The sequence below is a fragment of the Spirulina subsalsa CS-330 genome (genome assembly GCF_028330765.1).
Taxonomy (GTDB): Bacteria; Cyanobacteriota; Cyanobacteriia; order Cyanobacteriales; family Spirulinaceae; genus Spirulina; species Spirulina subsalsa_A.
This window is the reverse complement of sequence record NZ_JAQMTY010000259.1, coordinates 1-10,067: the sequence shown is the minus strand read 5'-3', so window position 1 is coordinate 10,067 and position 10,067 is coordinate 1. Positions and strand designations below refer to the sequence as shown.

General features: G+C 53.0%; 10 protein-coding genes. 6 read left to right on the top strand and 4 right to left on the bottom strand.

Annotated elements, in window-relative coordinates; all coding sequences use genetic code 11:
• Positions 1 to 171 precede the first annotated feature (171 nt).
• The 3 genes from ald to PN477_RS17900 all read left to right on the top strand — a co-directional run bounded on the left by ald (position 172) and on the right by PN477_RS17900 (position 3,395).
• The gene (gene ald / locus PN477_RS17910; RefSeq protein ID WP_272116346.1) at positions 172 to 1,263 is read left to right on the top strand and encodes an alanine dehydrogenase; all 1,092 of its coding nucleotides are present in this window, start codon (positions 172 to 174) and stop codon (positions 1,261 to 1,263) included.
• Between the two features lie 66 nt (positions 1,264 to 1,329).
• A complete protein-coding gene (locus PN477_RS17905) occupies positions 1,330 to 2,394 on the top strand; it encodes a HindVP family restriction endonuclease (RefSeq protein WP_272116348.1) in 1,065 nt (354 codons plus the stop codon).
• 2 nt (positions 2,395 to 2,396) lie between these two features.
• Positions 2,397 to 3,395 (top strand): DNA cytosine methyltransferase, encoded by a 999-nt coding sequence (locus tag PN477_RS17900; protein WP_272116350.1) that lies wholly within the window; start codon positions 2,397 to 2,399, stop codon positions 3,393 to 3,395.
• Positions 3,396 to 3,506: 111 nt separating this feature from the next.
• Here the strand turns inward: PN477_RS17900 and PN477_RS17895 are convergent, their stop codons facing one another.
• The 3 genes from PN477_RS17895 to PN477_RS17885 are packed head-to-tail and all read right to left on the bottom strand — an operon-like array spanning position 3,507 to position 6,030.
• Positions 3,507 to 4,256: an HAD family hydrolase gene (locus PN477_RS17895; protein WP_272116352.1), complete on the bottom strand. Its 750-nt coding sequence runs from the start codon at positions 4,254 to 4,256 to the stop codon at positions 3,507 to 3,509.
• Positions 4,253 to 5,485, bottom strand: a complete 1,233-nt coding sequence (locus tag PN477_RS17890; protein ID WP_272116354.1) for a nucleotidyltransferase domain-containing protein — start codon at positions 5,483 to 5,485, stop codon at positions 4,253 to 4,255. The genes PN477_RS17895 and PN477_RS17890 overlap by 4 nt, the downstream gene beginning before the upstream one ends.
• Positions 5,458 to 6,030 (bottom strand): Npun_F5749 family FMN-dependent PPOX-type flavoprotein, encoded by a 573-nt coding sequence (locus PN477_RS17885; protein ID WP_272116356.1) that lies wholly within the window; start codon positions 6,028 to 6,030, stop codon positions 5,458 to 5,460. Before PN477_RS17885 ends, PN477_RS17890 begins: the two co-directional genes overlap by 28 nt.
• 78 nt (positions 6,031 to 6,108) lie before the next feature.
• Here PN477_RS17885 and dxr point away from each other — a divergent pair, with 78 nt between their 5' ends.
• Both dxr and PN477_RS17875 read left to right on the top strand, forming a co-directional pair.
• Positions 6,109 to 7,299 carry a 1-deoxy-D-xylulose-5-phosphate reductoisomerase gene (gene dxr / locus PN477_RS17880; protein ID WP_272116358.1) on the top strand — a complete coding sequence of 397 codons (1,191 nt, stop codon included), beginning with the start codon at positions 6,109 to 6,111 and terminating at the stop codon, positions 7,297 to 7,299.
• A 17-nt stretch (positions 7,300 to 7,316) separates the two neighbouring features.
• Positions 7,317 to 7,520: a hypothetical protein gene (locus PN477_RS17875; RefSeq protein WP_272116360.1), complete on the top strand. Its 204-nt coding sequence runs from the start codon at positions 7,317 to 7,319 to the stop codon at positions 7,518 to 7,520.
• A 217-nt stretch (positions 7,521 to 7,737) separates the two neighbouring features.
• Here the strand turns inward: PN477_RS17875 and mnmE are convergent, their stop codons facing one another.
• Complete coding sequence (mnmE, locus tag PN477_RS17870) at positions 7,738 to 9,108, bottom strand: tRNA uridine-5-carboxymethylaminomethyl(34) synthesis GTPase MnmE (RefSeq protein ID WP_272116362.1); 1,371 nt, start codon at positions 9,106 to 9,108, stop codon at positions 7,738 to 7,740.
• 136 nt (positions 9,109 to 9,244) lie between these two features.
• On the opposite strand from mnmE, the gene PN477_RS17865 reads away from it, so the two are divergent.
• Positions 9,245 to 9,952, top strand: a complete 708-nt coding sequence (locus PN477_RS17865) for a Uma2 family endonuclease (RefSeq protein WP_417158852.1) — start codon at positions 9,245 to 9,247, stop codon at positions 9,950 to 9,952.
• Positions 9,953 to 10,067: the final 115 nt, after the last annotated feature.

Here is a 10,067-nt window from a genome sequence, read left to right as displayed (position 1 = left end):
GACTTTTAGCTTGTTCACAAGTCGGGATAGGGCATTGCCACGACTTTAAATGGGCATGGAGAGACAGTAAGACTGCTTCGGTAGCAAGTCTCGGTGAAGTGTCAAGAATCACCGCTCCTTCAGGACGGTGAGTATGTCAACAACATCAACCCTTAGCAAATGGCAATAACGATGGAAATTGGACTGCCCAAAGAAATCAAAGACCAAGAATTCCGCGTCGGCTTAACCCCGAATAGCGTGCAAGTCCTCTGTGGTCGTGGGCATCAGGTATGGGTCGAAACCGGGGCCGGTCTGGGGTCAAGCTTTACCGATGCCGACTATGAGCAGGCGGGGGCGAAACTGGTCGCTACGGCGGCTGAAGCCTGGTCGCGGCCGATGGTGGTGAAAGTGAAAGAGCCGCTCACGAGGGAGTATGACTATCTCCACAAAGACCAGTTGCTGTTTACCTATTTGCACCTGGCCGCCGCCCGGAGTTTGACGGAAGCCCTGATGGCTGCGGGTGGGGTGGCGGTGGCCTATGAGTCGGTGGAGTTGCCGGGGGGACGCTTGCCGCTCCTGGCTCCGATGAGTGCGATCGCCGGTCGTCTTTCGGTACAGATGGGGGCACGATATTTAGAGAAACAACAGGGCGGTCGCGGCGTGCTCCTCAGTGGTGTGCCGGGGGTGAGTCCGGGGCGGGTGGTGATCCTCGGTGGCGGTGTCGTTGGCACAGAAGCGGCGAAAATGGCCGTCGGTTTGGGGGCGCAGGTACAAATCATTGATATCAATGTCGATCGCCTCACGGAACTAGAAAATCTCTTCGGCTCACGGGTGGAACTGCTCTACAGCACCCCGAAAACCATTGAAGCAGCGGTACTCAATGCCGATCTCGTCGTCGGGGCGGTGCTCGTGCCGGGGAAACAGCCGCCGAAGTTGGTGACCCGCGCCATGGTGGAACGGATGCGCACCGGGGCGGTGATCGTGGATGTGGCGGTGGATCAAGGGGGCTGTATTGAAACCCTGCGCCCTACGTCCCACTCGGAACCCACCTACACCGAAGCGGGGGTGGTGCATGTGGGCATCCCCAATATGCCCGGCGCTGTGCCCTGGACAGCGACCCAAGCCCTAAATAACAGCACGCTCCCCTATACGCTGCAATTGGCCCAAGGGGGTGAAGGAGCGATCGCACAAAATCCCGCCCTCGCCAAAGGCTTAAACGTCAAACACGGCCAACTCATTCACCCCGCCGTCCGCGAAGAGTTCCCCGATTTGGTATCCATTTAAAAATCACCATGTTTCTCCTCATCATTCTGGATAATTAGAATGTGAGGAGAACGCAATATTAAAGCTATGACTATGGCGGATAATACTATTCCAAGGCTTTTTGGATTAAGGTCTTCTAACCGAGACTTTTCAGATCCAAAAACATGGGGAAAAAATCAGTTCAACTCATCTTTCCCCGCATCTCTATGTTGCTATCTTTACAGTCAAAATCATAACGCTAATTATCTTGTTATTCAAGATAGTCAGTTAAAGCATGAAGAGATTTCAATTGCTGAATTATTTAGAATTCATCCTTTAGATCATGAAATATATTTTGCCTTTGAATCTACTTACACACCATTTCAGCAATTCATTGTTGGCTCTTTACCTAGAACCGATTTAGTAATTCAAAAGAAAAGTAATGGAAAATGTCTGATTGCATTAGAAATTAAATTGACGGCTTTGCCAGATCATACAACCTGCCATTTACAAGAGTCTGAATATGGTAGTGAAATTGTCATTAGACCAGATACAATAGTATATCTTGCCTGTAGTATCGCCAAAGCATTAGGATCTCGCCTGAACTCAATATTTCCTGATGAGCTAGCTATTTCAGATTGGTCTGATCCCCATCAAGTTCTTCAAGAAATTTATGCGATCAAAAAAAATATTCAGTTAATACTACATGCACTGCATGATTGCCAATCGCCATTTTTATTGCAGCCCATTTGGAAAACTATGGGCAAATCTCCAGTCCTGTCCGAAAACTGTTTAGATGTTTTTGTATGGAGTGATGCTAGCTTTACCTATTTTATTAACGAAATCGCCAATCAAGATTTTTCAAATGCGACAAGAATTACTCGTCAGACTAGAACATTGATTTGGCTTTTCAAGATGTTACTAGAAATCAAAAAACAGGGTAGATTTAATCCGACTAAAATCATTAATGATTTATCTTATAATACTAAAAATGACAAAGCATTTTCAGCTTCAGGAAGCATTACAAATAAATTCATGGCCTGCCAAAGACAAAAAAAACCGATCATCAAAAAAACAGAAATTAAAAATATTATTCTTGGTGGTGGACAAAATTTATTGAGTCCAGAGCGTAGGTTTGACGCAATCATTGTCAACTCTCCGGAATTATTCTAATCATGAAATGTATTGACTTGTTTGCTGGATGTGGTGGGTTATCTTTAGGATTTGAACTAGCCAATTACGAAATCATTGCAGCTTACGATAATTGGCAGCCAGCGTTAGATGTCTATCAAAATAATTTTAATCATGCAGTATTTAATCTTGATTTGAGTGATGAAAAAAAGGCAATTGCTCAAATTCTACCGATGAACCCTGATCTGATTATAGGAGGGCCACCTTGTCAAGACTTTTCAAGTGCTGGGAAACGTGATGTTTCTCAAGGTAGGGCGGATTTGACTCGTCATTTTGCCAATATTATTTGCAGCATCAAACCAAATTGGTTTGTGATGGAAAATGTTGAGCGAATCAAGAAAACCGATCTTTTGCGTCAAGTGATTAATCAATTCATTGAAAAAGGTTATGGGCTGTCTAGTGTGATTCTCAATGCTGCATATTGTGATGTTCCGCAAGCCAGAACACGTTTTTTTCTAATTGGTCACTTGGGTGATTATCATAATCAACTCAATAAGTTATTTCAGGCAAGATTGTCAGACTCTCCCATGACAGTCCAAGATTATTTAGGGGACTCTTTGGGTCTTGAGTTTTACTATCGCCACCCAAGAAACTATAATCGGCGGGGAATTTTTTCAATTTATGAACCTAGTCCAACGGTGAGGGGAGTTAATCGACCTATTCCCAAAGGATATAAGCTAAATTCTTGCGATCCGTCCCATGTGAATCTTGCAGATCTTCGTCCACTCACAACCTTAGAACGTAGTTATATTCAAACATTTCCTAAGACGTTCAAGTTTTTTGGAACTAAAACAAATCTTGAACAAATGATCGGGAATGCGGTTCCAGTGAATCTAGCAAAGTTTGTGGCTGAAACTATTCAAATTTATTGTCAAACAGGAAGTGAAAAGGATTTACCCCTTTTAGAAATGCTGAATTTTACACACTATGACTTTCAATTATCTCAAAAGGCTTTAAAAAAAAGAGAGAAATCTTATTTTTAGAATCGGTTTCTTATGCTGATTAAAAATGGGTCGGGAGCTTGAGAGATCTGCTAAGATGCTAGGGTCGTTGATGATTGATCTCATTAATTTGAGAAACGGTATGATTCTGGCTCAAAACTTGAGAAGCTGGCGGGCCCAATCGAGGCTGAAATAAGGCGCGATCGCATCCCCTCGGAGCACTGTTAACGGCTGATCCGGTTCGCCGAGATGATTCACTACCAAGGCAGCTTTCGTAAAGTCTTGACGTTGTGTGTAAGCGTTGGCGGTGATCACGGTGGTGAGTCCGGCTTGCGTGGCTGCGGTGAGGCCGTGGGCGGAATCTTCAAACACGAGACAGGCTGATGCGGGTAGGTTCAATTCAGTTAAAACGTAGTGGTAAATATCCGGGGCGGGCTTTTTCTGGGGCACAATATCCCCGGCGGCAATCACTTCAAACCAAGCTGGATCAAGGCTGGTTTCGAGCAGTGCCATCGCATTGGGGAGGGCGCTGGTGGTGGCGATCGCTAACCGTATCCCTGCCGCCCGGGCCGCCGTGATGAGGCGTTTCACCCCTGGCCGGAGGGCGATCGTCCCCGTGGCGAGGAGGGTGTGATAATGCTCGCTTTTGTGGCGGTGGAGGCGGGCAATGAAGGCTTCGGGGGGGTCGGGGATGGGGGTATCGGCTTGGGCGGTGCGCCAGTAGTGATGGATGCGTTCTTTGCCGCCGCTAATGGCGAGGAGTTTACCGTACTCGGCGATCGACCAGTCCCAATCTAGACCGGCTTCGGTAAAGGCTTGGTTAAAGGCAACCCGGTGACCGTCGCGCTCGGTTTCAGCCAGCGTACCATCAACATCAAAAATCAGGGCTTGGGGAAGGATCATTGTTCTGGCTTACCGTGGCTCGCTGCCTTGGATCTTAGCATCTTGATTCCGATCGCTTGGCAATACTTGCGACTCAGGCGCAGGAAGCGCAGGGGATAGTACAGGCCGTAGAGCCACGGGGGGAGTTCAATCCAGTCGAGGTCACGCTCGTTAATCGGCAGGAGCAGGGTGAGGAGCGATCGCACCTGTTGCGGTGGGGTTTGGAGACGGAGGGGAAAGAGGCGATTTTCTAAAACGGTGGTGGTGGTGGGGCGGGGATCAGCGAGGCGATCGCACCGCTCCGCGATCAGGGGGTTCACGATGCGATTGCGCTGCACCTGACCCCGGATCTCCTCCGGCAACGTCACCCCCAACACCCGTTCCACTAACCCCAACCCCAACAGCAGCACCCGTTCGCCGTGATAGGCCTGACACCGTTCCCACAGCACAGCCCAATCCAACGCCGGATAGGCCTGCACCGCCGCCGCCAGATCGCAGAGATGCTGCAACTCTAGCCAGCCATCCTTTGCACCGTTTAAACAGAGCAACAGGAGCAGATCTTCCGGGCAGAGTTGCGGAAACGTGATGCCCTGATGGATGACCGGGTGCGATCGCGCCAGCACCGCCGCGACGGGCAGTTGACAGGCAAAATAGGCCGGGGCAACGCGCCAATGGAGGTCAATCTGTACCCCCGTTTCGGGATGGTGTAACACCGTTTCATAATGGGTGTGCCAGTGGCGTTGCTGTTGGGGGGGCGAAAGGCGATCGCGGCATTGATACCCCTGCCCCTCCAACCACGCCTGCACCCGCGCCACCTGATCCGCCTCCACCAACAGATCCAAATCCCGAATCCGTCGCTGGGTCACATTGCCATAGAGCGACAGGGCCAGCGTCACCCCCTTCACGGGCAAGAGTTGCCACGGTTCCGAGGCGGCAGCCTGGAGGAGGTGACGCAGGGTGATCAGGAGTTGGAAATTGCGTTGGGTATGGTGGTGAAACTGCTTTGTCCAAAGGGTTTGCAGGTCTGGGGGGATCTGCTGCCAATGGTTCCCCTTGAGGCTGTGGTACAGGAGGGGAAAGACCCCATGCCAATGGGCTAAGTCCCCCAACGCAGCCCAGGCGAAATCGTCGGGCAACTCTACCGTTAAGGGGTCTGGCTGGAACTGCGATCGACAAACGGCCAGCAACAACTCCAGGGGGCGAACGGGCTGAGGGGCGATGGCTATGGGTTGACGGGTTGCATGGCCCATTGGGTATCGGTTTGGGTGTATAGGTGGCGGGTTTGGGGGTCGCCCCGCAACATTAGATGATCCACCTGCTGGGCGGTGAACAGCAACAGACAAAAGGCGGCGGGGGGCTGGTGCGGATCGACGGCGATCGCTGCTTCTCCCCCTTGTACCGGCTGCTTCGGTGCGGGCCAACCGAACTGAGCGCGGGCATTGTCGGAAATCTCCCGCCAGAGGGTAAGACGTTCGGCCTGGTCTTCAGGATTCCCCAATTCGGCGGTAATGATGGCAACTTGCCCTAACAGGCGAAACTGTTCGCGGGTTTTGGGGAAATACCAACAGAGTTCGGCCCAGGGATGGTGTTGCAAATGGGCAATTTTTTCGCTGCGGCGATCGCTGATTATCCGGAGGCGATCGCCCGCCGCCGCAAAGCCCCGAAACACAACGGTACGATTGGCCGGATAGCCCATGGGGGACAGGGTGGCCAATTGCAGATAACGGGCATTGGGAAGGGCGCGATTACGATGGAGGGTGCGGGCTAGGGGCGATCGCCACGAAGCAATAGACATAAGGAATGGGCGAATCCGTAGTACAGTTTTAGGTAATTCTAAAGAAAATAGTATTAACGTCACAAACGGTAAGTTATTGTGAAAGCGATCGCAATCCTCGGCTCCACAGGTTCCATTGGAACGCAAACCCTCGATATTGTTGAACATCACCCCGATCAATTCCGCGTTGTTGGTTTAGCGGCTGGGAATAATGTTGACCTCCTCGCGGCCCAAGTGCGCCAATTTAAACCGGACATTGTCGCCATTCAAAACGAGCGTAAATTACCCGACCTGAAAGCTGCGATCGCCGACCTCGACCCCCAACCGATTATCCTCGCGGGTCAAGCCGGAGTCGTAGAAGTCGCCCGCTACGGAGATTCTACCAGCGTCGTCACCGGCATTGTCGGCTGTGCCGGCCTCCTCCCCACCCTAGCCGCGATCGAAGCCGGGAAAGACATCGCCCTCGCCAACAAAGAAACCCTGATTGCTGGTGCGCCCGTCGTCCTCCCCCTGATCGAAAAACACGGAACCAAGCTCCTCCCTGCCGACTCCGAACATTCCGCCATCTTCCAATGTCTCCAAGGCGTGCCAGCGGGAGGATTGCGGCGGATTATCCTCACCGCCTCCGGGGGCGCATTCCGCGATCTACCCGTGGAAAAACTCGCCCAGGTCACCGTTGCCGATGCCCTCAAGCACCCCAACTGGTCAATGGGGCAAAAAATCACCATTGATTCCGCCACCCTGATGAACAAAGGCCTAGAGGTGATCGAAGCCCATTATCTTTTCGGACTGGACTACGACCAGATTGATATCGTTATCCACCCCCAAAGCATTATTCATTCCTTGATCGAGGTGCAAGATACCTCAGTTTTGGCGCAATTGGGCTGGGCGGATATGCGCTTACCATTGCTCTATGCCCTCTCCTATCCCGATCGCCTCCCTACCCAATGGGAACCGCTGGATCTCGTCAAGGCGGGGGATCTGACGTTCCGGGAACCGGATCACGCCAAATATCCCTGTATGCAATTGGCCTATGCGGCGGGCCGGGCCGGGGGAGCGATGCCAGCGGTGTTAAATGCGGCCAATGAACAGGTGGTGGCGCTGTTCCTGGAGGAAAAGGTGAAATTCTTGGCGATTCCTCAACTGATTGAACAGGTGTGCGATCGCTTCACCGCCCAAAACATCAGCCAACCCACCCTAGAGGATATTCTGGAAGCCGATCGCTGGGCCCGCCAAGCCGCCATTGAAGCCCTCGACGCTTTAGAAAAAACCACCGTTGCCCTGCGTTAAGTTCGCCCCTGACTGTTATGGAACTGCTTCTGCTTTTGGCTGCTCTTGTGATCGCTTGGCTGGTGTTTACCTGGCTGGTGAAAGTGCTCAAAACCAGCGTCCAAACGGCGTTCACGGTGGCCGTGATTTTGGTGGTGCTCCAAGTCACCCTTGGCATCGGCCCGCAGGATTTGTGGAATGCGATCGTGAATTTACCCCAAATCCTCTTTAGCCCTGAGTGATCCCAGTGTAGCGACACAGTTAAAATAGTGCTTTATTGTAGGGTGGGTTAGGCGGCTATAACATAGACTATAAATTCAATCTAGGAATCCGCCGTAACCCACCAATTCAACGTGTGCCACGACACTCGATTCAGAACGGATTGAGCAGGAGACGGTATAGAAGGTAGCGAGCGAGGCGATCGCACGCCAGAGCCTTAAGCCCAGATTCCTACCGTCCCTATTTCCCAATACAAAAACGGCTGAAAATTTGATCGAGGACGGATTCGGTGACTTCTTCGCCAGTGATTTCGCCCAGGGCTTGGATCGCGGTGCGCAGATCAATCGTCCAAAAATCCAGGGGAAGCTGGGCGGTGATGGTTTCGGCCACTTGCGCGATCGCACTTTGGGCCCGCGTTAGGGCTGCCGCTTGGCGTTGGTTGATCGCAATATCAAGATCAGCGGCGATCGCTCGTCCCTGCTCCACTTGGGCTAAAATCGCCGCCTCCAATGCTTCAATACCTGTCTGGGTGGTCGCTGTGGTGGGGACGATGGTTTTAATTTCGGGCGGATAGGCCACCGATTCCGGCGGGGCGAGATCGGTTTTGTTGATCACTAAAATCAACGGCCGGTGCTGAATGGCGGCATAAATTTCCGCCTCGGCCACCGTCCAACCCTGTACCGCATCCACCATCAACAGAATTAAATCCGCCTCAGTTGCAGCACGGCGCGATCGCTCCACCCCGATCCGTTCCACCTGATCCCCTGTCTCCCGAATCCCCGCCGTATCCAACACCTGAATCGGAATCCCCCCCACAATCAGGCTGGATTCCACCACATCCCGCGTTGTTCCGGGCAAGTCGGTGACGATGGCGCGATCGCTCCGACTCCAGGCATTTAAAAGGCTGGATTTTCCTACATTCGGTTGCCCCACAATCGCCACCTTTAAGCCACTGCGCAGCAACTCCCCCCGATCCGCCGTCGCCAAAATTTGCCCCACCTGAGCCGATACCTGGGCCACGGCTTCACGAATCGCCCCTTCATCCAATGGGGGTAAATCGTCCTCAAAATCAATCCGCGCCTCCACCTCCGCCAAAATATCCAAACACCGCGCCCGCAAGGCCCGCAGCGGCGCGGCGAGTTTGCCATGGAGACCCGCGATCGCACTTTGGGCGGCTTGGGGCGATCGCGCCCCCACCAAATCCGCCACACTTTCGGCCTGGGTCAAGTCAATCCGCCCATTCAGGAACGCCCGTAGGGAAAATTCCCCCGGTTGCGCCAACCGTGCCCCCGCCGCCAAGCAAAGATTTAACACCTGCTGCACCGGCATCATCCCGCCGTGACAGTGAAACTCCACCACATCTTCCCGCGTGAACGATCGCGGCGCGAGCATCAACAATAACAGGGCTTCATCTACCACTGCCCCCGTCTGGGGGTCGCGTACCGTGCCGTAGAGAATGCGGTGACTTTCCCAGGGTTGCCGCCCCGGGGCGTGGAACAGTCGCCGCGCCAGGGCCACCGCCGTCGCCCCCGATAGGCGCACAATCCCGATACTTCCCTGATTCGGCACGATCGCCGAAGCGATCGCCGCGATCGTGTCATCCTGTTGCATGGGTGCAAACTCTCCCAACGTTGTGATCTCTAGACCCTCTATCTTGGCCTGTGGATCGTCCCATTGTCACGGCCTGAAGAGATGTGAAGGTGCGATCGTTATAATAGACACCATCTCCATGCTCTCTGTCCCAACCATGATCGCCACTCCCCAAGCCTTCACCATCACCTGGGAACTGTTACCGGAGGATTACCGTTTACCCGATGACCCCGTGGACAATCGCACCCAGCCCCTCCTCGCTGAAGCCTTAACCAACGCCCTTCGCCACCATCCCGCCTGCACTGATCAGAGTATGATCGCCACTAATTACGGCATTTGCGCCACCCTCAACGGCAAAATTGTCGTTAAGGCTCCGGATTGGGTTTATATTCCCCAGGTGACCGATGCCCCGGAGATGATTGAACGCAGCTATACCCCTCAACTACAGGGCGAGTTGCCTACGGTGGTGATGGAATTCATCTCGGCGACCGATGGCGGCGAATATTCCAACAAGCCCACCTATCCACCGGGCAAGTGGTTTTTCTATGAACAGGTGTTGCGGGTTCCGGTCTATGGAATTTTCAACCCCCATCACAATGTCCTAGAACTCTATCGCCTCGACGAGAGCGGACGATATCACATTCAAACCCCTGACGCTGCCGGGCGATATTGGTTGCCGGAGTTGAATCTTGCCCTAGGAACCTGGCGGGGGGAAGGGTTTGGGCGATCGGGGGATTGGTTGCGCTGGTGGGATGAGTCGGGGAATTTGCTGCTGTGGGATAGTGAACGAGCGGAGCAGGAACGAGAGCGAGCGGAGCGACTCTTGGCACAATTGCGAGCAGCGGGGTTGGAACCAGAGGCATAGTCCTGGTTGGCTGACAAAATTAGCCAGATCCCGGAAAGCCCTCACCCTAGCCCTCTCCCTAGGGGAGAGGGAACTGGAAAAATGGATCGGCTCCCCTCGCCCTCTGGGCGAGGGG